Below are 21,063 nucleotides of genomic sequence, written 5' to 3' on the forward strand. Positions count from 1 at the left end.
ACGACGAACGGCCCCCGGATCCGAGGATCCGCGGGCCGTTGTGGGCGTGGTCGCTCAGCTCTCGCTGACGTGCGCGAAGAGGAACCAGCGGTCCTTCTCGAGGCCGCGGCCGATCTCGATGGCGACATCCTGGCTGCTCGCGTCGATCTCGGCGAGCTCGGCGATCGCCGTGTTGACGATCGAGATCGCGACGTCCATCTGGCGGATGATCTCGACGATCGCGTTCTCGGAGCGCTGGAAGCCGGGGGTGAGCGGCTCGGACTGCGTCGCCGACGCGACGGTCTGGATGCGGGCGTCGACCGGGAGGCCCAGGGCGACGACGCGCTCCGCGGCCAGATCAGCCCACTCGATGGCGCGGCCAACGATCGCGTCGAGGAGCTCGTGGACGCCGATGAAGTTCGCGCCGCGGACGTGCCAGTGCGCCTGCTTGCCGTTGACGGCGAGCGCGGTCATCTCGACGACGACGGGGCTGAGGAACTGAGCGACTCCGGAGGCGACATCGGGGTTCGAGGAGGTGTGCGACGTGATGGACGTGGTAGACATCGTCTGGTCCTTTCGAGAGGGGGTGACTGATCGTCAACTGTACGCAGATCCCGCGGTGCCGCAAGGAAGCGCAGGCTCGGCTCAGTGGGGCGAAGGGCAGGCTCGCCTGCCTCGCGCACCGCCGATCCGGGGGTCTGCCCCCGGGCGTCCGCGGCCGGACGCCGATACGCTCGACCGGTCTACCGGGACGACCGCTCCGGCCAGGAGGGGCCGAGGAGCACCGGCGAGGAGAGGCGTATGAGCACCGTATCGACCGCGCTCAGGGAGGCCGCCCGCGCGTACCTCCGGCTGTGGTGCGGGCTGCCGCGCGAAGTACTCTCGCTGGTCGCCGCCGTCCCTGTCGCCCTCGTCGGCGCCCTCTGCGCCGGCCTTGCTCTCGCGCTGACCCTCGGGTTCGTCGGCGTCCTGATCGGCCTCGTCTTCCTGCCCGCCGCCCTCTACACCGCGCGACTGTTCTCCCGTGCCACTGTCGGCCTCGACGTCCTCGCCGGTCGACCCGCGGTGCCGCGCCCGCAGTGGCGGCGGCCACCAGCCTCCGCGACGCCGTCGACATTCGCGCTGTACGGCCCGGTGATCGACGGCCACTACTGGCTCGCGCTGGTGCACACACTCGTCGTCGGTCCACTCGTCGCCGTGCTGTTCGGGCTGCTTCTCGCGCTGTGGATCTGGGCGGGAGTCGGCGGGCTGGTGGCCGCGCTGAGGGGCACCGCTGGACCCGCCCGCCTGCTGGCCGAGCAGGGCGCCGCGCTCCTGAACGTCGCGCAGCCGCCGACCGCGCTGATCACCGCGGCTGCGCTCGCCACCACGGTCCTCTTCGTCTCGACCCTGCCGTTCGCTACGCGGGGGCTCACCCTCGCGCGCTGGCTGATCGACCGGCTGCTCCTGGGGCCCTGGGAGTCGGAGGCGCTGCAGCGCGAGGTCGCCGAGCTGAGCGCTTCCCGCGGTGCGGCGGTCGCCGCTGAGGACCGCGCTCTGCGCCGGCTCGAGCGGGACATCCACGACGGCCCGCAGCAGCGCCTGATCCGGGTGCAGATGGATCTCGCCTCCGCTCGCAACCGCCTCGGCGCCGATCCGGAGTCGGCCGGGCGGCTCGTCGACGAGGCCCGCGAGCACGTGGGCGCCGCGCTCGATGAGCTTCGGGCGCTCTCTCGGGGAGTCGCGCCGCCGATCCTGCAGGACCGGGGCTTCGAGGCGGCCGTGCGCTCGCTCGCCGCCCTGGGCTCGGTACCGATCGAGGTGCTCGTGGAGCATTCGCTCGGGGACATTCCGCCGGAGGTCGAGCGCAGCGTCTACTTCGTGGTCGCCGAGCTTCTCGCCAACGTGTCCAAGCACTCGCACGCCCAGTCCGTGCGGGTGCACCTGGACACGCGTGACTCAGGCACGCCGGGAGAACGCTGGTTCGATACCTGGGTCATCGACGACGGAATCGGTGGAGCGTCGACTGTCCCCGGCCACGGGCTGGAGGGGGCTGACGGCCGTGTCCGGGGCCTGCGCGGGATCTTCACGGTGGACTCGCCCGTCGGCGGACCGAGCACCGTGGGCGTCCACGTCCCCTACCGGCCGATCGTTCTATCCTGAGGGCGTGTCCGTCATCCGCGTCGCCATCGCCGAGGACTCGGTCCTCCTGCGCGAGGGCCTGGTCCGACTCTTCGAAGACGCAGGATTCGCCTCCGTGGGTGCCTTCGGGGATGCTGACGGACTGCTCGCCGCCCTCGTCCATGATTCTGCCGCGGTCGATGTCGCCGTGCTCGATGTGCGGATGCCGCCGACGTTCCGGGACGAGGGGGTCCGTGCGGCGCTCGAGATCCGCCGCCGCCATCCCGGCATTGCGGTCCTGCTGCTCAGCCAGTACGTCGAGGTCACCTATGCGCAGGAGCTGCTCAGCTCGGGCGACGGCGGGCTGGGCTACCTGCTGAAGGACCGGGTCGCTTCGGTGGAGGAGCTGCGGGATGCCGTCGAGCGTGTTGCGGCCGGCGGAACCGTCCTCGATCCGCAGGTCGTCGCCTCGCTCCTGCAGCGCAACCGCGATCCGCTCGCCGCGCTCACCCCGCGCGAGCGCGAGGTGCTGGAGCAGATGGCGCAGGGCCGTACGAACGCAGGGATCGCCGCCGCCCTCTTCGTCGGCGTGGGGGCCGTGGAGAAGAACGTGACCGCGATCTTTCAGAAGCTCGGACTCGAGGACTCGGGATCCGATCACCGCCGCGTGCTGGCCGTGCTCGCCTGGCTGCGCGCCGGCCACTGAGCCCGAGAGAGAGGACCACCGGATGACGTCGACCCGCGCGGAGGGCGCTCGCGTTCTCGCCCTGCCCGGTGGCCGCACGCCCGAGATCGCCGCCACGGCCTGGATCGCTCCGGGCGCGACCGTGGTCGGCTCCGTGCTGCTGAGCGAGCAGGCGAGCGTCTGGTACGGAGCTGTGCTCCGCGCCGAGCACGCCCGGATCGAACTGGGCGCCCGCAGCAATCTGCAGGACGGCGTGGTCGTCCATGTCGACACCGGTCACGACGCGGTGATCGGTGCGGGTGTGTCGGTCGGGCACAACGCCGTCCTGCACGGCTGCACGCTCGAGGACGACGTGCTGGTCGGGATGAACGCGACCGTCCTGAACGGGGCCGTGATCGGCTCCGGCTCGCTCGTCGCCGCGGGTGCTGTCGTGCTGGAGGGGACCCTCGTCCCGCCGGGCTCGCTGGTCGCGGGCGTCCCGGCGAAGGTCCGCCGCGAGCTGTCCGAGCAGGAGCGGGTGGGCATCCGCCGCAATGCTGCCTCGTACCTCGCACTGACGGAGGAACACCGCGGCGCGATCGGCTGATCATCGGCTGAGGAGTGCGCGGGGAAGCCGGCTCAGACCGGTGAGCAGTCGCGTCAGGCGCGCGCGGCGGAGAGCCGATGTCGACGGCCCCACCTCGGGGTGCTCCGCACGGAAGCCGTCCTCTGCCGGCCACAGGGCCTCGGCGAGGAGACGGTGGCGCCGGTGCAGCGGCGTCGAGCGGAAGGCGCGGACCCAGGCCAGAGTCCGCCCGCGATGCGCGTTCGAGGCGTGCAGGACCCAGTCGGCGTAGGCCTCGACGTTCCGCGGCGGCGACACCGAGGGCACCCCGAGGCGGGTCAGGAACGGAGCGAGAGTGGCGGTCGCGTCGGTCGCGTCGGCCAGGCGCAGCAGAGCGTCGATCGAGAGGTCAGCGCGTCCGCTGCCCCACCGCTGCACAAGTCCGTCGAGCTCTCGTCGGCCGCGGGCAGCGGCAGGATGGCGCAGGGCGTGCAGCGCGAGAACAGCGCTGTTCGCGACCGGATCCGCGACCAGGACCGCCGCAGCGGCCAGCTCGGCCGGCAGCCTTCGTGCCCAGAGCTCGTCGAAGACCGTGTCACTCGGTGCCAGAAATCCGGGGAAGGCGTGGTGCACGTCGATGTCGCACGGCCACTGGTCATGCAGCAGCGTCACCGAGTGCAGCGGCAGGATCCGCGGCGCCGACATCCCGGGTCGCTCCCGCCAGCCCCGCACACGCAACTCCGCCAGGAGATCAGCACAGCGGGCGGGCTCGACCAGAGCATCGACGTCACTCGAGCGGTACGGATCGCGCAGCTGCTGCTGTTCGAGGACCGGCCCCTTGACCGAGAGACAGCGGATCCCGCGGTCGCGGGCGATGCGACCGACCAGCGCATGCCCGAGCAGGATCGCGTCGTCTGTGCGCAGTCGGCCGATCATCCGCAGACGTCAGTGGAGGGCGCAGGAGACGCCTCGAGGAACCCGAGAGCGGCCAGGGTACACAGAAAGGCCAGGACGTCCTCGCGGATGTCGTCTTCCCGCTCGCCGGTGAGCGCGGCGAGGCGCACGATCATCGCCTCTGCGGAGCAGGGTGCGGCGGTCTGCCGCCAGATCAGCGGGGCGGCGCCCTCCAAGAGGACGGGGTGCGCCCCCGGGGCACCGAGGTCGAGGATCGTCGTACGGTCCTTCCGATCAACGACCGCCAGCCCCGACCTACGGGACCACAGTTCCTTCGCCGCTGCTGTCTGCTGCATCCGCGCTGCCTCCTCCTCGTCGTCCTCCGGGGCAGAAGACCGTGTGCCTGCGCCCCGGACTCCTGGTTAGCCGTCCAGCTCTGCCGTGCTCAGGCCGAACGTCAGTTCAGGATTCTGGACGCCGGCGTAGATGAAGCCGAAGGGGTTATCGCCCCCGACGATCGCGTTGTAGACGCCGGTCACTTCGAACGCTCCGGTCTGCGAGTCGATCGGAACAAGAAGTCCAGCGTCCCGGCGCAGGTCGACGCGGCCGGGCGAGGGCTCGGAGAAGCTCAGGACGACCTGCTCCGGCAGCGGTCCGCCGGTCACTGAGACGGTCCCGGTCAGGGTGGGGAAGTCGACTCGCGAGCCATTGCGAGTACCGCGGTACTGGACTGGGTTGAACGCGATGGAGCCGGAGCGGGGCTCCGGGTCGGTGACGCTGATGGTCGCTGTGCCCGCCGTGTACCCGTCGACGGAGGCGGTCACCGTGCCGGTGATGACGGCGGAGGGGCTGGTGACGTTGGGGACCACGAAGGTTCCATCGGCCTGGACGGGCACACTGCCGGGGCCGCTGAAGCCGGGGAGTAGCGCAGAAGCACGACGGTCGGGACGCGGCCCGACACGTACCCCGTCAGCGTGATGGTGCCCAGTCCGGTGCGATTGACATAGGTACTGGGTGCGAAGCCGACCGTGCCGGTCCCGGAGGCGGCGAGTGCCGGTGTCGCGACAGCGAGTGCGATCACGGGAACGGACCAGCCCGCGGCGCGCAGGGCGGCCCGTCGGGTCGGTTGCGTCGTCGAAGCTGGGAGGGCGGTGTTCTCAGTCATTCGGGGTTCTCCTTGTCGCGGATCACGGCGGGGAGGTGTTCCCAGCCGCGTGGTCGATCATCACAAGGAGGTCAGTGAGTCGGGGACAAAAACGGTAGATGCCCCACTGACGAGGGGACAGGGGGACCGGCGGAAAGCTGGCGTACGAACGCGCACCGTGCGGCGGCGGATCAGTCGCGGCACAGACGCCGACGGCGCCCCTGCTGTGGAACCGCGGAGGGATGATGAGACGTCAGAGGGGCTGACGAGAACGATGAGGGGCTGACGAGAATCGAACTCGCATCATCTGTTTGGAAGACAGAGGCTTTACCACTAAGCTACAGCCCCGACTCGGCGGCCTGGCGGCGCCGATCGGTGTGACTCGATCTGACGACCGGGCACCAGGACAGCGTAGTACATCACGCGAAGGTCGGGAACACGGCCGTGCACAGCGCGGGGTTCGCGCCGCGTGACCGAGCCAGCGGGCCACCGCCGCGCCGTTCCGGTCGCAGTGGCCGCCGTGCAGTACACTTGCGAAGGCCATTTCGGCGTGTTGCGCGAGCGGACGTGCGGGGAAGGCTCGACGAGAGTCTCACGCACGGTCCCCAGGTCCGCGCATCCGGGGCGTAGCTCAGCTTGGCTAGAGCGCCCGCTTTGGGAGCGGGAGGTCGCAGGTTCGAATCCTGTCGCCCCGACCACGAGTACTCATCGTGACGACATCGACCCGTGACGACCGTCATCCGGCGCCGACACCAACCAGCACAGGAGATCCCCTCACGTGAAGACCACGGTAGAACAGCTGAGCCCGACCCGCGTGAAGCTCGCGATTTCGGTCACCCCGGACGAGCTCGGCCCGAGCATCACGCACGCCTACGGACACATCGCCGAGCAGATCACCGTCCCCGGCTTCCGTAAGGGCAAGGTCCCGCCGGCGATCGTCGATCAGCGCGTCGGCAAGGCAGCCGTGCTCGAGCACGCGGTCAACGAGGGTCTGGACGGCTTCTATCGTGAGGCCGTTCGCGAGAGCGAGGTGCGCCCGCTGGGCCGTCCGCAGGCCGACATCGTCGCCTGGCCGAGTGACAAGGACTTCACCGGCGACCTCGAGCTCGCCATCGAGGTCGATGTGCGCCCCGAGATCACCGTCCCGAACTACGACGGCATCGAGCTGACCGTCGATGCAGCCGAGGTCACCGACGCCGATGTCGACGCCGAGCTGGACACGCTCCGCAGCCGCTTCGGCACCCTGGTCACCGTCGACCGCCCGGCGACGACCGGTGACTTCGCACAGATCGATCTGGTCGCCACCATCGACGGGGTCGAGGTCGACACCGCCAACGCCATCTCCTACGAGCTCGGCTCGGGCGAGCTGATCGAGGGCATCGACGAGGCGCTCGACTCGCTGACCGCGGGCGAGAGCACCACCTTCACCGCCCCGCTGCTCGGCGGCGACCACGCCGGCGAGCAGGCCGAGATCGCCGTCACCCTCACCGCCGTCAAGGAGCGCGAGCTGCCGGACGCCGACGACGACTTCGCTCAGATCGCCAGCGAGTTCGACACGATCGCCGAGCTGCGCGAGTCGCTCAAGGAGCAGTCCGCTCAGCAGAAGACCTTCGGGCAGGGCGGCGAGGCTCGTGAGAAGCTCGTCGAGGCGCTGCTTGCCCTCGTCGAGGTGCCCGTGCCGACCGGCCTCGTCGAGGACGAGGTGCACCGCCACCTCGAGGGCGAAAACCGCCTCGAGGACGACGAGCACCGCGCAGAGGTGACCGAGGCCAGTGAGAAGACCTTCAGGACGCAGATCCTCCTCGACCACGTCGTCGAGCAGGAGAAGGTCCAGGTCAGCCAGGACGAACTCATGCAGTACCTGATCCAGGGTGCGGCGCAGTACGGCATGGAGCCGAACGAGTTCATCAAGATCCTGTCCGAGAACAACCAGATCGGCCAGATGGTTGGTGAGGTCGCCCGCAACAAGGCGCTCGCGATCGTCCTGGGCAAAGCGAAGGTCACCGATACCGAGGGCAACCCCGTCGACCTGACCGCGTTCACCGCCGTTGCCAGTGACGACGAGTCCGCCGATGCGGCCGAGTCCGGCGCTTCAGAGGAGTCCGTCGCTTCGGAGGGAACCGAGATCGTCGAGGAGGCCCAGGCCGCCGCCGACGCCGAGGTTCCCGCCGAGCCCGACGCCGACGAGGAGCCCGCCCCGGCCCCCAAGAAGAAGCGCGCGCCCGCCAAGAAGAAGGCGGCCGCTGCCGCCGAGGAGACCCCGGCCGCGGAGTAGTCCCCGCGAGCACGACCAGGAGCCGCCCCCGATCCGTCGGAGGGCGGCTCCTGCCGTTGGTGGGCTCCGCTCCGCCGCGGGCGAACACCGCCGACTCCCGCTCCGCCCCCGGCGAACACGGCCAGGTCGGGCTGGTGCCGTCCGATAGATTCGCCTCCGAAGCGACAACTGAAACGGAGCAATACATGGCCGACATGGTTATGCCCAACAGTGTTTTCGACCGCCTGCTCAAGGACCGGATCATCTGGCTCGGTTCCGAGGTGCGCGACGAGAACGCGAACGAGATCGCCGCGAAGCTCCTGCTCCTGGCAGCCGAGGACTCCGAGCGGGACATCTACCTCTACATCAACTCGCCCGGCGGCTCGATCACCGCGGGCATGGCGATCTACGACACGATGCAGTTCGTCCCGAACGACATCGTGACCGTGGGTATCGGAATGGCGGCCTCGATGGGCCAGCTGCTCCTCACCGCCGGAACCCAGGGCAAGCGCTACATCACCCCGAACGCGCGGGTGCTCCTGCACCAGCCGCACGGCGGCTTCGGTGGCACCGCCTCCGACATCCAGACCCAGGCGCAGCTCATCCTCGATATGAAGAAGCGCCTCGCCGAGATCACCGCGAAGGCGACCGGCAAGACCGTCGAGCAGGTCAACGAGGACGGCGACCGCGACCGCTGGTTCAGCGCCGAGGAGGCTCTGGCCTACGGCTTCGTGGACCACATCCGCTCGTCGGCGACCGACGTGGCCGGCGGTGGCGGAACCGCCGTCGACGAGTAGTCCAGCGAACGCGCCGAGAGATCAGGAACAGACAATGACCACACCCACCTTCGGCACAACGGCGTTCGGCTCGGGAGCCGCGCCGTCCTCTCGTTACATCCTGCCTACGTTCGAGGAGCGCACGGCCTACGGCTACAAGCGCCAAGATCCGTACGCGAAGCTCTTCGAGGACCGCATCATCTTCCTCGGCGTGCAGGTCGACGACGCCTCCGCGGACGACATCATGGCGCAGCTCCTCGTTCTGGAGAGCCAGGACCCGGACCGCGACATCGTGATGTACATCAACTCGCCCGGTGGCTCCTTCACCGCGATGACGGCGATCTACGACACGATGCAGTACATCCGTCCGCACATCCAGACGGTCGTGCTCGGTCAGGCCGCCTCGGCCGCTGCCGTGCTGACCGCCGCGGGCACGCCCGGCAAACGCCTCGCCCTGCCGAACGCGCGCATCCTCATTCACCAGCCCGCCGTGCAGCAGGGCGGAGGCCAGGCCTCGGACATCGAGATCCAGGCCGCCGAAATCATGCGCATGCGCGAGTGGCTCGAGGAGACGCTCTCGCACCACTCGAACCGCTCGATCGAGCAGGTCAAGAAGGACATCGACCGGGACAAGATCCTCGGCGCGAGCGATGCGCTCGAGTACGGGCTCATCGACCAGGTCCTCACCAGCCGTAAGAGCTTGCCGGCTCTCACGGCCTGAGAATCGCCGACCAGGGGCCGGGGGACGGAGTCATCCGCCGCCCGGCCCCTTCTCCGTCTGCCGCGATCCCGTAGCAAAGCGCCACGCGAGCCGCAAGGCGCGGCGAATCCGGCCCGCCTGCCGAGCGTCCGCGGCTCAGCGGCTAGGCTCGGAGCAGTGTATGAGGGGGTCGTCCCCCTCGCACTCGCCGGGGCCCCGGGCTCCGCCGTTCGACTCGACAGACGCACGACAAGGAAGTGGAGCATCCCCGTGGCACGTATTGGCGAAAGCGCCGACCTGCTGAAGTGCTCCTTCTGCGGCAAGAGCCAGAAGCAGGTTCAGCAGCTCATCGCAGGACCTGGTGTCTACATCTGCGACGAGTGCGTCGAACTCTGCAACGAAATCATCGAGGAGCGCCTCTCCGAGTCGAGCGAGGAGACGAGCCACGAGTTCGACCTCCCGAAACCGAAGGAGATCTTCGGCTTCCTCGAGGAGTACGTGATCGGGCAGGAGCAGGCCAAGAAGGCCCTCGCCGTCGCGGTCTACAACCATTACAAGCGGGTGCGCGCCCGCAACACCATTACCGCCGCTGATGCGATCCACGACGAAGTCGAGATCGCCAAGAGCAACATCCTGCTCATCGGGCCCACCGGTTGCGGCAAGACCTATCTCGCGCAGACCCTCGCGAAGCGGCTCAATGTGCCGTTCGCGGTCGCGGACGCAACGGCCCTCACCGAGGCGGGCTATGTGGGCGAGGACGTCGAGAACATCCTGCTCAAGCTCATTCAGGCCGCCGACTACGACGTCAAGCGTGCCGAGACCGGCATCATCTACATCGACGAGGTCGACAAGATCGCGCGGAAGGCCGAGAACCCCTCGATCACCCGCGACGTCTCCGGGGAGGGGGTGCAGCAGGCGCTGCTCAAAATCCTGGAGGGCACCGTCGCCTCGGTGCCGCCGCAGGGTGGTCGCAAGCACCCGCACCAGGAGTTCATCCAGATCGACACGACGAACGTCCTCTTCATCGTCGCCGGTGCCTTCGCCGGGCTTGAAGACATCATCTCGTCGCGGGCGGGCAAGCGCGGCATCGGCTTCGGCGCCCCGCTGCACAACAAGGACGACGAGATCAACATCTTCAGCGAGGTGCTCCCGGAGGACCTGCACAAGTTCGGACTGATCCCCGAGTTCATCGGGCGACTGCCCGTCGTCACCACGGTCACCCAACTCGACCAGGACGCGCTGATGCAGATTCTCACCGAGCCTCGTAACGCGTTGGTGAAGCAGTACCAGCGAATGTTCGAGATCGACGGCGTCGAGTTCGATTTCGACCGAGGCGCCCTGGAGGCGATCGCCGACCTGGCGGTCCTCCGCCAGACAGGCGCCCGCGGGCTGCGTGCGATCCTCGAGGAGGTGCTGGGCCCGATCATGTTCGAGGTGCCATCCTCCGATGAGGTGGCGCGGGTCGTGGTTACCCGCGCGGCCGTGCTCGACAATGCGGCGCCGACGATCGTGCCCCACGCTCCCCGTCGCCAGGAGAAGAGCGCCTAGGCACTGCTCGCCTCGGCGCGCCAGTTCACCGCGATTGGCCCGGCGGATCGACGATCGTGCCGCATCGACGTCCCTACTCTGGCGGAGCGCGCCGCAGGTGTGCCCGGGGGCCCGCGGCTCCCGGCTGACACGCCGGGAGGCTCCGCCATCGTTCAGCCGCTCCTTGCCGGAATCGTTGCCGCCCTCACCGGCTTCTCCAGCTCGTTCGCGATCGTGCTCGCCGGAGTCGTCGCGGTCGGCGCGACCGACGCGCAGGCCGCGTCGGGCCTGCTCGCGGTCTGCGTGCTGCAGGGCGTGCTCTGCATCGCCCTGAGCGTTCACTACCGCGTGCCGATGACCTTCGCCTGGAGCACTCCTGGTGCTGCGCTGCTGGCCGCCACGGCGACGCTCCCGGGCGGTTTCGACCGTGCGGTCGGCGCGTTTCTGGTCGCCTCCGCTCTGCTCGTGGTCACCGGGCTGTGGCCGGCGCTCGGGAGTCTGGTGGCGCGCATCCCGCGGCCGCTGGCGAACGCCATGCTCGCTGGCATTCTGTTCCCGCTCGTCCTGGCGCCGGTGCGGGCGGCGGTCGAGATTCCCGCGCTCGCACTGCCGGTAATCCTGCTCTGGTTGCTCCTCCTGCGGCTGCTGCCCCGCTGGGCGGTGCCGACCGCGATCGCGCTGGCGATCGTCCTGCTGGTGGTCGCGGACGGTGCCGCTCTGGCCGGTGCTCCGCTGCTGCCGGTGCCGCAGTTCGTCGCTCCGGTGTTCGAGATCGGCGCGATGGTGGGGATCGGCCTGCCGCTCTACGTCGTGACGATGGCCGGACAGAACATCCCGGGTATGGCGGTGCTGTCGAGCTTCGGCTACGCGGCCCACTCTCGGCCAGCGATCGTCGCGACCGGCGCCCTCTCCGGAGTCTCCGCGGTCTTCGGGGGAGTGCCGATCAACTACGCCGCACTCAGCGCCGCGCTGACGGCCGGCCCCGAAGCGTCGCCGCATCCGGAGCAGCGCTGGATCGCCTCGGTGTCGGCGGGCGCCTCCTACCTGGTGCTCGGCGTGTTCGCGGGGGCGGCCGCCGCGCTGGTGTCCTCCGCGAGCCCGCTGCTGATCGAGGCGGTCGCCGGGCTGGCGCTGCTGGGCGTGTTCGTCGCGGCGGTGCAGTCTGCCGTCGAGGACCTACGGCTGCGGCTGCCCGCGGCCGCGACCCTCCTGGTCACCGCCTCCGGTACGACGATCGCCGGGATCGGCTCTGCCTTCTGGGGGCTGGTCGTCGGGCTCGTCCTCCTGGCCTGGCTCGTTCCGAGGCGCCACTAGAGGGGGCGCGGGGGTGCGAGCAGGGGTCGGTCTGTATGGCCGCGCAGGGGAGAAGACCTGGGCGACGGAGGTGCTGCACGAGCGAGGCGCGCCGGCCCGGGTGCGCCGACGAGTTCACGACGCTTCCGCGCCGCGGATCAGCCCCAGTCGTCGTCCTCGCCCTCGACCCGGCCCTGCGGCTGCGTGATGGAGGCCGCGTCCTCGTCGGGGCGGTAGCTGATTGTTGTGCCGTCGTCGAGTTCGAGGACGGGCTTGCCCTCGAGCCAGGTCAGCGTCCACCGCCAGTCGGCGGTCGCCGTGCCGATCGCGGCGAGGTCGCGCTCGGCATCGCCGATCGCGGTGACCACGATGTCGGGAAGGGTCTGCGGCGGAGCCTGGCCCACTACCCAGCGGGTTCCGAGCTGCATGCGAGGGTCCTCTCGTCGGTAAGGAGGGAGGCGGGACGGTCCCGCCTCTCGGGGAAGAGCGCTACGCCTCGGTCTCGAGCTCGATGCTCACCGCGAGCGCGTCGCCCTCCGCGAAATCGAGCGCCGCAATCCGTCCCACTGCCGCGAGATCGCCGGCCGCGAGGCGCAGCGACGCGACGAGATCGGCCGGAGCCGTGACCATCGCCGAGCGGGCCGGTGTCTTCTGCGAGGCCTTCGCGTCGGTCTTCGCGCGGCGGATCGCCGTGAGCACCGAACTCGCGGCGGCCAGCACGGCGGGGTCGCCGCCCAGGCCCTCGACGGTCGGCCAGGGGCGCAGATGCACCGAGTCGTCGTGCGACCACGACCAGGTCTGCTCCGTCGCGAACGGCAGGAACGGTGCGAACAGGCGCTGCAGCACGTCGAGCGACCGGTGCAGGGCGGCCGCCGCGGACGCGCCGTCCTCGCTGTAGGCGCGCTCCTTCACCAGCTCCAGGTAGTCGTCACAGAACGTCCAGAAGAACGCCTCCGTCGTCTCGAGGGCGCGGGCATGGTCGTAGTTCTCCAGTGCCGTCGTCGCGTCGGCGATCACGGTGTCGAGGGTGGCGAGCATGCTGAGATCCAGCGGATCCGTGACCCCGGCGCCCTCGGCCTGCGGGAAGCCGTGGATGAACTTCGCCGCGTTGAGGATCTTGATCGCCAGACGGCGGCCGATCTTGATCTGCGTCGGATTCTGCGGATCGAAGGCCGCGTCGGTGCCCAGCCGCGAGGAGGCGGCCCAGTAGCGCACCGCGTCCGAACCGTGCTGCTCCAGCATCGCGGCCGGAGTGACCACGTTCCCCTTCGACTTCGACATCTTCTTGCGGTCGGGGTCGACGATAAAGCCCGAAACGGTGGCATTCCGCCAGGGTGCACGGCCGTCCTCGAGCTGGGAGCGCAGGAGGGTCGAGAAAAGCCAGGTGCGGATGATGTCCTGGCCCTGGGGCCGCAGATCGTAGGGGGCCACGAGCTGCCAGAGGTCGTCGTCGCGCTCCCAGCCGCCCGCGAGCTGCGGGGTCAGCGAGGAGGTCGCCCAAGTGTCCATCACGTCGAGCTCGCCCTGGAAGCCGCCCGCGACTCCGCGCTGGTCCTCGGAGTAGCCGGGGGCGGGGTCGCTGGACGGATCCACGGGCAGGGCCGCCTCCTCGGGCACGATCGGCGAGTCGAAGACAGGGTTGCCGTCGCCGTCGAGCGGATACCAGACCGGGATCGGTACGCCGAAGAAGCGCTGGCGCGAGATCAGCCAGTCGCCCGAGAGGCCGTTCACCCAGTTCTCGTAGCGGACACGCATGAACTCGGGGACGAAGCGCACCTCGCGGCCGAGCTCCAGCAGGCGCTCCTTGAGCGACGCGTCGCGAGCACCGTTGCTGATGTACCACTGGCGGGTCGAGACGATCTCGAGCGGCTTGTCGCCCTTCTCGAAGAACTTGACCTGGTGCGTGATCGGCCGGGGGTCGCCGATCATCTCCCCGGACTCCTTCAGCAGCGCCACGACAGCCTGCTTGGCCGAGAAGACGGTCTTGCCGGCGAGCTGCTGGTAGGCGGACCGACCGGTGTCGCTCGTGATCGCGGCAGGCGCCTCCGAGACGAGGCGGCCGTCGAAACCGATGATCGCGCGGTTGGGCAGGTCGAGTTCGCGCCACCAGACCACGTCGGTGATGTCGCCGAAGGTGCAGATCATCGCGATGCCCGAGCCCTTGTCCTTCTGCGCGAGGTGGTGCGCGAGCACTGGGACCTCCACGTCGAAGAGCGGCGTGCGGACGGTGGTGCCGAACAGCGCCTGGTAGCGCTCGTCGTCGGGATGGGCGACCAGGGCGACACAGGCGGGCAGCAGCTCCGGGCGGGTCGTTTCGATGACGACGTCCTCGCCGCCCTCGCGGTGGAAGCCCAGCCGGTGGTAGGCGCCGGGCTGGTCCTTGTCCTCGAGCTCGGCCTGCGCAACCGCGGTGCGGAAGGTGATGTCCCAGAGCGTCGGGGCCTGCGCCTGGTAGGCCTCGCCGCGGGCGAGAGTGCGCAGGAAGGCGCGCTGAGACGCGGCCTGCGACTCGTCGCCGATGGTGCGGTAGCTCTGCGACCAGTCCACCGAGAGCCCGAGCATCCGCCAGACGTCCTCGAACTGCTTCTCGTCCTCCACGGTGAGGCGCTCGCACAGCTCGATAAAATTGCGACGCGAGATCGGCTTCTGAGCGGCCGCCTTGCTGCTCGCGGTGTCGCCGCCCTCGAACGGAGGCGTAAAGCCCGGCTCGTACGGGAGCGTCGGGTCGCAGCGCACTCCGTAGTAGTTCTGCACCCGGCGCTCGGTGGGCAGACCGTTGTCGTCCCAGCCCATCGGGTAGAAGACTTTCTTGCCGCGCATCCGCTGGAACCGAGCCACGACGTCGGTGTGCGTGTAGGAGAAGACGTGCCCGATGTGCAGCGAACCGGACGCGGTGGGCGGCGGTGTGTCGATCGAGTAGACGTCGTCCCGGGTGAGGCCGGTGCGGTCGAACCGGTAGGTCCCGTCGGTCTGCCAGCGCGGGCCCCAGTAGCCCTCTAATCCCTCGAGGGCGGGCTTCGCGGGGAGGCGGTCGGCGAGGGTCATGATGCTCCGGTTCGCTGTGGGCGGCACCGTGTCGGTGGTGATGGTGCCTGGATGGGGGCTCCGGGGCGGGTCGCCCGTCGGCCGTGCCGATTCTAGCCGAGCGACGGGAGTGGGGTCAGCCGAGGACGGGCGCGAAACCGGCGCAGACAGGTGCGAGCGCCTCATCGAGGTACGGCACGAGCTCGCCGCGGGTCGGCCCGGCCGCGGCCCAGGCCTGCACCGCGGCGACCGCGGCTCCGATACTCGCGTAGGCGATGGCCCGGGCCAGGTGGGAGGGCAGCGGATGCGCGCTCCGCTCGTGCACGAAGCGCGCGATCACGGCCGCCTGGCGGGCGAGGCGAGAGAGGGCCGACGCCTGCAGCTCGTGCACGCTGCCGATCAGCTCCGACTGGGTGAGCACCCACGGCACGCTCGCCGGGCCGAAGCCGGAGCCGATGGCGAGGAGCGCGTCGCGGAGAGCAGCCATCACTCCGTCCTGGCAGCCGGCCTGAGCCAGGGCCTCGGGAAGCTCGGCCAGCCGGTCGTCGACCAGCACCCAGAACACGTCGCTCTTGGACTCGAAGTAGTTGAAGAACGTGTTGCGGGAGACTCCTGCGCGCTGGGCGATCTGCTCGATGGTCGTGCCCGCGTAGCTCCGCTCGACGAACAGGTCCAGGGCGGCGTCCTCGAGCATCGAGCGCGACGATGCGCGAGGCCGTCCGCGCTGCACTCCTGACACCATGACCTGCTCCTGCTCCACTTTCCCCGACGCGCTAGGATAGCGGCGGAAGACGTCGACCCGGCCATCACCGGTGAGTCTCCGGAAGAACGGCATCGGCTCCGGCCGGTGCCCAGTAGACCCGGACGGGTGCGGCCCGTAACAGCCGATCGAGTGGGAACGCGTCAGTGGACACTCCTCCGGGAGGGTCCGGCCGACCGGTCCAAGCGAGGTGGTACCGCGACCCGGCCCGGGGTCTGAGATCCGGGCGGGCCGTCCTCGTGCAGACCAGCAGCACTGCCAGGAGACCGCACGTGACCTACCCTCTGACCCCGCCCACCCCGCACGGAGCCGAGCCCGCCGAGGACTCCGCGTTCGGACGGGGGGTGACCCCGTCGCCGCGTTTCCCCGAGATCGAGGAGCGCGTGCTGGCCTACTGGAAGGCGGACGACACCTTCCAGGAGTCGATCCGCCAGCGTGAGGGCGCACCGGAATGGGTGTTCTACGACGGCCCCCCGTTCGCCAACGGCCTGCCGCACTACGGGCACCTGCTCACCGGCTACGCCAAGGACGTCTTCCCCCGCTTCGAGACGATGCGCGGGAAGCAGGTGCACCGCCGCTTCGGCTGGGACACGCACGGACTGCCCGCCGAGCTCGAGGCGGAGCGCCAGCTCGGCATCACCGATAAGTCGCAGATCGAGGAGATGGGCGTCGCGGCCTTCAACGCCGCCGCGAAGGAGTCGGTGCTGCGCTACACGGGGGAGTGGCAGGAGTACGTCACCCGCCAGGCGCGCTGGGTCGACTTCGATGACGACTACAAAACGCTGGATCCCTCCTTCATGGAGTCCGTGATCTGGGCGTTCAAGCAGCTGTACGACAAGGGCCTCGCCTACGAGGGCCACCGCGTGCTGCCGTACTGCTGGCGCGACCAGACTCCGCTCTCGAACCACGAGCTGCGGATGGACGACGACGTCTACGCGATGCGCCAGGACCAGACGGTCACCGTCACCTTCCCGCTGGTGGGCGAGACGGCGGAGGCGCTGCAGCTGACGGCGGTCCGCGCGCTCGCCTGGACGACGACGCCGTGGACACTGCCGACGAACCTCGCGCTCGCCGTGGGGCCGGACATCGAGTACGCCGTCGTTCCCGCCGGCCCGAACGGCGCTGCCGACGGCAAGGGTGAGCCGGAGGAGCGCGAGCTGTCGGCCGAGTACCTCCTCGCCATCGACCAGGTCGGCGCCTACGCGAAAGACCTCGGCTATCCCGATGCGGAGTCGGCCCTGGCCGCCGTCTCGCGCACGCACCGCGGCGCGGAGTTGGAGGGGATCAGCTACGACCGCCTCTGGGACCACTACGCCGACACCCGGGCCTGGGGCACGCAGAACGCGTGGCGCATCCTCGTCGCCGACTACGTGACCACCAGCGAGGGCACCGGCATCGTGCACCAGGCGCCCGCCTACGGCGAAGAGGACCAGAAGGTCTGTGAGGCGGCGGGCATCCCCGTCATCATCTCGGTGGACGACGGCGGCCGCTTTCTGCCGCAGATCAGCGAGGTCGCCGGCTTGCAGGTCTTCGACGCGAACAAGCCGCTCACGCAGCTGCTCCGTGCCGAGCACCGCCTGCTCCGCCAGGCGAGGTATGAGCACTCGTACCCGCATTGCTGGCGCTGCCGCAACCCGCTGATCTACAAGGCGGTCTCGAGCTGGTTCGTGCGCGTCACCGCGCTTCGCGACCGGATGGAAGAGCTCAACCAGGAGATCACCTGGGTGCCCGAGAACGTCAAGGACGGGCAATTCGGCAAGTGGCTGTCGGGGGCTCGCGACTGGTCGATCAGCCGCAATCGCTACTTCGGCTCACCGATCCCGGTCTGGAAGAGCGACGACCCCGAGTACCCGCGTATCGACGTCTACGGCTCCCTCGACGAGCTCGAGCGCGACTTCGGCGTGCGGCCAGAGGACCTGCACCGCCCGTACATCGACGACCTCACCCGCCCGAACCCCGACGACCCCACCGGCCGCTCGACGATGCGGCGCATCAGCGATGTGCTCGACGTCTGGTTCGACTCCGGATCGATGCCCTTCGCCCAGGTGCACTACCCGTTCGAGAACGCCGACTGGTTCGACACTCACAACCCGGCGGACTTCATCGTCGAGTACATCGGGCAGACCCGCGGCTGGTTCTACACGCTGCACGTGCTCTCCACCGCGCTCTTCGACCGACCGGCGTTCCGCAACGTGGTGAGCCACGGCATCGTGCTGGGCAATGACGGGCAGAAGATGTCGAAATCGCTGCGCAACTACCCCGACGTGGCGGAGGTCTTCGACCGAGACGGTTCGGACGCGATGCGCTGGTTCCTGATGTCGAGCCCGGTGCTGCGCGGCGGCAACCTCGTCGTCACCGAGGAGGGCATCCGCGAGGGCGTCCGCCAGGTGCTCCTGCCGCTGTGGAGCACCTGGTACTTCTTCTCCCTCTACGCCAACGCCTCGGCGGGAGGCGGCTACGAGGCGACCAGGCGCACCGACTCCGACGACGTGCTCGACCGCTACCTGCTGGCCAAGACTCGCGACCTCGTCGCGACCGTCACCGGCCACCTCGAGGCCCTCGACTCGACGCTCGCGGCCGCCGCACTGCGGGACTTCGCGGACGTCCTCACCAACTGGTACGTCCGGCGGTCCCGCGACCGCTTCTGGCGGGGAGTCGACGAGGAGGGACACGGGTCCGCGGCATTCGACACCCTCTTCACCGTCCTCGAGACCGTGTGCCGGGTGGCCGCGCCACTGCTCCCGCTCGTGAGCGAGCAGATCTGGCAGGGCCTCACCGGCGGCCGTAGCGTCCATCTGGCCGACTGGCCGGAGGCGGACGAGTTCCCCGCCGACGAGGTGCTCGTGCATGGGATGGACGCGGTGCGCGCGATCTCGTCGACCGCTCTCTCGCTGCGCAAGCAGGCCGGGCTCCGCGTCCGCCTACCGCTCGCGCGCCTGAGCGTCGTGATCGCGGACGCCGAGGAGCTCGCGCCCTTCGAGGCAATCCTCCGTGACGAGTTGAACGTGAAAGAGGTGTCGCTGGTGCCGCTCGTCGGCTCCAGCGCGGCCGACTACGGAGTCACCTCTCGGCTCGCGGTGAATGCGCGCGCCGCCGGTCCGCGCCTCGGCAAGGGCGTGCAGAGCGTGATCAGGGCCGCGAAGGCCGGCGATTGGAGCGAGACGGACGGCGTCGTCACCGCCGGTGGCGTCGAGCTGGTCCAGGGCGAGTACGAGCTCACGCTCGAGGTCGGCGGCTCGGCCGGCGATGATCGCGCCATCGCCCTGCTCCCGCGCGGCGGCTTCGTGCTGCTCGACACCGCGACCACGCCCGAGCTCGAGGCGGAGGGGCTCGCGCGCGACCTCATCCGCGCGGTGCAGGACGCCCGCAAGGCGGCCGGCCTCGAGGTCAGCGACCGGATCGTGTTGGACGTCGTGCTCGACGAGCCGAGCCTGCGGGCGCTCGAACCGCACGCGCTGTGGATCGCGGAGGAGACGCTCGCGACCGGCTGCGCGTTCACTCCGCTCACCACGGCGCTGGAGGGCGGCGAGGGCGCGATCGCGTTCGGCCCCGCCGGCACCGCCATCATCCGCGTCGAGAAGGTCGAGGCCGCCGATGTCTGATCCGCTCGAGACCGACGACGGCGATCGCGCAGCCGCCGACGCCGTCTACGCGGCGCTCCTCGAGCGCCTGGGCGAGGCGAGCATCCGGCCGCGCCTCGCGCCGACCCGCCGCGCCGTCGAGATCCTCGGTGACCCGCAACGGGCCTACCCGGTCATCCAGATCGCGGGCACCAACGGCAAGACCTCGACCAGCCGGATGATCGAGAGCCTCCTGCGCGCCCACGGGCTGCGGGTGGGGCTGTTCACCAGTCCGCACCTCGAGCGCTTCAACGAGCGGATCGTGATCGACGGCGAGCCGATCTCTGACCGCCGGCTCGCCGACAACTGGCAGGACGTCGAGCCGTACCTGCGGATGACCGATGCCGAGCTCGCCGAGCAGGGCGAGGCGCCGCTGTCGTTCTTCGAGGCGATCACCGTCCTGGCCTACGCCGCCTTCGCCGACACCCCGGTGGACGTCGCCGTGGTCGAGGTGGGCATGGGCGGCGAGTGGGATTCGACGACCGTCGCCGACGCGCAGGTCGCCGTCTTCACGCCGATAGCCCTCGACCACATGGAGCGCCTCGGCTCGAGCATAGAGGAGATCGCACGGACGAAGTCGGGCATCGTGAAGCCGCTGGCGTCCGTGGTCTCGGCGAAGCAGGTCCCGGAGGCGGAGGCGGTGCTGCGGCAGGCGGCCGAGGCCACCGAATCCTCGATCGTCGTCGAGGGGGCGGATTTCGACGTCGACTCGACGACCGTCGCGGTCGGCGGGCAGGTCGTCACCGTTCGCGGACTGGTCAGCACCTACGAGCAGCTCCTGCTGCCGATCTTCGGCGACCACCAGGCCGAGAACGCGGCCGTCGCCGTCGCCGCCGTCGAGACCTTCCTCGGCGGCGGCACACAAGAACTCACCGGCGACGTCCTCGACGAGGGCTTCGCCGCCGCGACCTCTCCGGGCCGCCTTCAGCTCGTCGGCCTCGCACCGCGCACGATCGTGGACGCCGCTCACAATCCGCATGGCGCGGCATCGCTCGCCGCCGCGCTCGGCCGCTACTTCGACTTCGACCGCGTCACCGCCGTCCTCGGCGTCCTCGCCGAGAAGGACGCCGAGGGGATCCTCCGGGAGCTGCGACCGGTCGTGGACGAGCTGATCGTGACGACCGCACCGAGTGGGCGCGCGATGCCCGCCGACCAGCTCGCGGCCCTGGCCCGGACGGTGTTCCCGGAGGAGGCGGTCCGCGTCGCGGACGATCCGTTGGGCGCGCTCACCGCCGGTCGCGTCCTCGCGGCGCGCACCGAGAAGGGCGCGCTCCTGGTCACCGGCTCGATCACTCTCGTCGGTCGCACAATCACCGCCGCGCGCGACGAGAACTGGCTCGGCTCGTGAGGGCCGGTCGGCCCCGCCGCACCCGGACGGTCCGCGAGAGCCTCGGCTCGATCATCCTCGGCTTCGAGGCGGTCATCGTCTTCCTCGCCACGCTCGTCGCCTTCGGGCTGAAGGCCGCCGATCCCGTCGTCGTGCTGGTCGGCGGAGCGGTGGTCTGCCTCGCTCTCGTCGCGACGCTGGGTCTGCTGAACCGCCCGGTCGGCTTCCGCATCGGCTGGCTGCTGCAGTTCGTTATCGTGGCCTCGGGCCTACTGGTCCCGATCATGTACGTCATCGGCGCCGCGTTCGTGGCGCTGTGGACCTACTGCATGGTCACCGGCACCCGCCTAGACGCTCAGACCCGACACGACATCGAGACGGGGAGGGCGGCGGAGCCCACCGACCCCATCGACCCCACCGAAGGAGACCGCTGAAT

The 21,063-nt window shown here is 69.8% G+C and carries 18 protein-coding genes and 2 tRNA genes; 12 read left to right on the forward strand and 8 right to left on the reverse strand.

Annotated elements, in window-relative coordinates:
• Positions 1-54: 54 nt before the first annotated feature.
• The gene (locus tag C5D07_RS10620) at positions 55-543 is read right to left on the reverse strand and encodes a Dps family protein (RefSeq protein ID WP_068253299.1); all 489 of its coding nucleotides are present in this window, start codon (positions 541-543) and stop codon (positions 55-57) included.
• Between the two features lie 237 nt (positions 544-780).
• On the opposite strand from C5D07_RS10620, the gene C5D07_RS10625 reads away from it, so the two are divergent.
• The 3 genes from C5D07_RS10625 to C5D07_RS10635 are packed head-to-tail and all read left to right on the forward strand — an operon-like array spanning position 781 to position 3,350.
• Positions 781-2,121, forward strand: a complete 1,341-nt coding sequence (locus C5D07_RS10625; protein WP_068253298.1) for a sensor histidine kinase — start codon at positions 781-783, stop codon at positions 2,119-2,121.
• A gap of 4 nt (positions 2,122-2,125) precedes the next feature.
• Positions 2,126-2,785, forward strand: coding sequence for a response regulator transcription factor (locus C5D07_RS10630; RefSeq protein WP_068253296.1), 660 nt, complete (start codon positions 2,126-2,128; stop codon positions 2,783-2,785).
• A gap of 22 nt (positions 2,786-2,807) precedes the next feature.
• On the forward strand, positions 2,808-3,350 hold the full coding sequence (locus C5D07_RS10635; protein ID WP_068253294.1) for a gamma carbonic anhydrase family protein: 543 nt from the start codon (positions 2,808-2,810) through the stop codon (positions 3,348-3,350).
• On the opposite strand, the gene C5D07_RS10640 is transcribed toward C5D07_RS10635, so the two are convergent.
• The 4 genes from C5D07_RS10640 to C5D07_RS10655 all read right to left on the reverse strand — a co-directional run bounded on the left by C5D07_RS10640 (position 3,351) and on the right by C5D07_RS10655 (position 5,694).
• A complete protein-coding gene (locus C5D07_RS10640) occupies positions 3,351-4,244 on the reverse strand; it encodes a nucleotidyltransferase family protein (RefSeq protein WP_068253293.1) in 894 nt (297 codons plus the stop codon). It lies immediately after the preceding gene.
• Positions 4,241-4,558, reverse strand: coding sequence for a PqqD family protein (locus tag C5D07_RS10645; protein WP_068253292.1), 318 nt, complete (start codon positions 4,556-4,558; stop codon positions 4,241-4,243). Before C5D07_RS10645 ends, C5D07_RS10640 begins: the two co-directional genes overlap by 4 nt.
• Positions 4,559-4,624: 66 nt before the next feature.
• Complete coding sequence (locus tag C5D07_RS10650) at positions 4,625-5,071, reverse strand: hypothetical protein (RefSeq protein WP_068253291.1); 447 nt, start codon at positions 5,069-5,071, stop codon at positions 4,625-4,627.
• Positions 5,072-5,623: 552 nt separating this feature from the next.
• Positions 5,624-5,694 (reverse strand) — tRNA-Gly (locus C5D07_RS10655).
• 272 nt (positions 5,695-5,966) lie between these two features.
• Between C5D07_RS10655 and C5D07_RS10660 the strand changes: the two genes are divergently transcribed.
• The 6 genes from C5D07_RS10660 to C5D07_RS10685 all read left to right on the forward strand — a co-directional run bounded on the left by C5D07_RS10660 (position 5,967) and on the right by C5D07_RS10685 (position 11,917).
• Positions 5,967-6,044, forward strand: a tRNA-Pro gene (locus C5D07_RS10660).
• Between the two features lie 80 nt (positions 6,045-6,124).
• Positions 6,125-7,621, forward strand: a complete 1,497-nt coding sequence (tig, locus tag C5D07_RS10665; protein WP_068253288.1) for a trigger factor — start codon at positions 6,125-6,127, stop codon at positions 7,619-7,621.
• A gap of 185 nt (positions 7,622-7,806) precedes the next feature.
• Positions 7,807-8,397 carry an ATP-dependent Clp protease proteolytic subunit gene (locus C5D07_RS10670; protein WP_068253285.1) on the forward strand — a complete coding sequence of 197 codons (591 nt, stop codon included), beginning with the start codon at positions 7,807-7,809 and terminating at the stop codon, positions 8,395-8,397.
• A 34-nt stretch (positions 8,398-8,431) separates the two neighbouring features.
• Complete coding sequence (locus C5D07_RS10675) at positions 8,432-9,097, forward strand: ATP-dependent Clp protease proteolytic subunit (RefSeq protein WP_104259330.1); 666 nt, start codon at positions 8,432-8,434, stop codon at positions 9,095-9,097.
• Between the two features lie 249 nt (positions 9,098-9,346).
• Positions 9,347-10,624 (forward strand): ATP-dependent Clp protease ATP-binding subunit ClpX, encoded by a 1,278-nt coding sequence (gene clpX, locus C5D07_RS10680; RefSeq protein WP_104259331.1) that lies wholly within the window; start codon positions 9,347-9,349, stop codon positions 10,622-10,624.
• Between the two features lie 99 nt (positions 10,625-10,723).
• On the forward strand, positions 10,724-11,917 hold the full coding sequence (locus C5D07_RS10685) for a benzoate/H(+) symporter BenE family transporter (protein ID WP_104259332.1): 1,194 nt from the start codon (positions 10,724-10,726) through the stop codon (positions 11,915-11,917).
• A gap of 137 nt (positions 11,918-12,054) precedes the next feature.
• Here the strand turns inward: C5D07_RS10685 and C5D07_RS10690 are convergent, their stop codons facing one another.
• The 3 genes from C5D07_RS10690 to C5D07_RS10700 all read right to left on the reverse strand — a co-directional run bounded on the left by C5D07_RS10690 (position 12,055) and on the right by C5D07_RS10700 (position 15,614).
• Complete coding sequence (locus C5D07_RS10690; RefSeq protein ID WP_104259333.1) at positions 12,055-12,324, reverse strand: hypothetical protein; 270 nt, start codon at positions 12,322-12,324, stop codon at positions 12,055-12,057.
• A 61-nt stretch (positions 12,325-12,385) separates the two neighbouring features.
• A complete protein-coding gene (gene valS / locus C5D07_RS10695) occupies positions 12,386-14,941 on the reverse strand; it encodes a valine--tRNA ligase (RefSeq protein ID WP_104259334.1) in 2,556 nt (851 codons plus the stop codon).
• A gap of 115 nt (positions 14,942-15,056) precedes the next feature.
• Complete coding sequence (locus C5D07_RS10700) at positions 15,057-15,614, reverse strand: TetR/AcrR family transcriptional regulator (protein ID WP_249028224.1); 558 nt, start codon at positions 15,612-15,614, stop codon at positions 15,057-15,059.
• A gap of 338 nt (positions 15,615-15,952) precedes the next feature.
• On the opposite strand from C5D07_RS10700, the gene ileS reads away from it, so the two are divergent.
• From ileS to C5D07_RS10715, 3 genes are read left to right on the forward strand one after another with little or no spacing between them, the layout of a single operon-like run.
• Positions 15,953-19,282 carry an isoleucine--tRNA ligase gene (gene ileS / locus C5D07_RS10705; protein WP_373408348.1) on the forward strand — a complete coding sequence of 1,110 codons (3,330 nt, stop codon included), beginning with the start codon at positions 15,953-15,955 and terminating at the stop codon, positions 19,280-19,282.
• Positions 19,275-20,648 (forward strand): bifunctional folylpolyglutamate synthase/dihydrofolate synthase, encoded by a 1,374-nt coding sequence (locus C5D07_RS10710; RefSeq protein WP_068253273.1) that lies wholly within the window; start codon positions 19,275-19,277, stop codon positions 20,646-20,648. The genes ileS and C5D07_RS10710 overlap by 8 nt, the downstream gene beginning before the upstream one ends.
• Positions 20,645-21,061, forward strand: coding sequence for a DUF4233 domain-containing protein (locus C5D07_RS10715; protein WP_237358256.1), 417 nt, complete (start codon positions 20,645-20,647; stop codon positions 21,059-21,061). Before C5D07_RS10710 ends, C5D07_RS10715 begins: the two co-directional genes overlap by 4 nt.
• The last annotated feature ends 2 nt before the right edge of the window (positions 21,062-21,063 follow it).

It is taken from the genome of Rathayibacter tritici (genome assembly GCF_002932875.1).
GTDB classification, from domain to species: Bacteria; Actinomycetota; Actinomycetes; order Actinomycetales; family Microbacteriaceae; genus Rathayibacter; species Rathayibacter tritici.